Origin of the sequence: Pantoea sp. 18069, from assembly GCF_902706035.1 — a bacterium.
Taxonomy (GTDB): Bacteria; Pseudomonadota; Gammaproteobacteria; order Burkholderiales; family Burkholderiaceae_C; genus Comamonas.
Map to the genome: position 1 here is coordinate 1 of NZ_CACSJA010000146.1, position 387 is coordinate 387.

1 pseudogene is annotated in these 387 nt (G+C 67.2%); it reads left to right on the forward strand.

Going from position 1 to position 387, the window contains the following annotated elements:
- Positions 1 to 221 (forward strand): annotated as a pseudogene (locus tag GVL12_RS25960) (ferredoxin--NADP reductase); the annotation flags it as partial.
- Positions 222 to 387: the final 166 nt, after the last annotated feature.

Genomic DNA, 387 nt, shown 5'->3' on the forward strand with positions numbered 1-387 from the left:
TCCGCAACCAGGGCCGCATCAACGACCTGATCGAGAACGGCAAGCTGTTCACCGACCTGGGCGTGCCCCCGCTCGATCCGCTGGTGGACCGGGTCATGCTCTGCGGCAGCCCGGAAATGCTGGCCTCGCTCAAGGCCATCCTGGAAAAGCGCGATTTCGAAGAGGGCAACACCACCAAGCCCGGCGACTTCGTGATCGAGCGCGCCTTCGTCGAGAAGTAAAAAACCCGAAGCCACCCAAATGCGAACGGGCGGCCTCGAAGGCCGCCCGCCAGGGTCAGGGGGTGGAGGGAATCAGGCGCTGCGGCCTGCGCCCCCTGCAGGCTCAGTAGCCGTTGTCCACCACGCGCACCGACTGCGGGGCCTGGGCGTAGCCGCCGCCGTACCC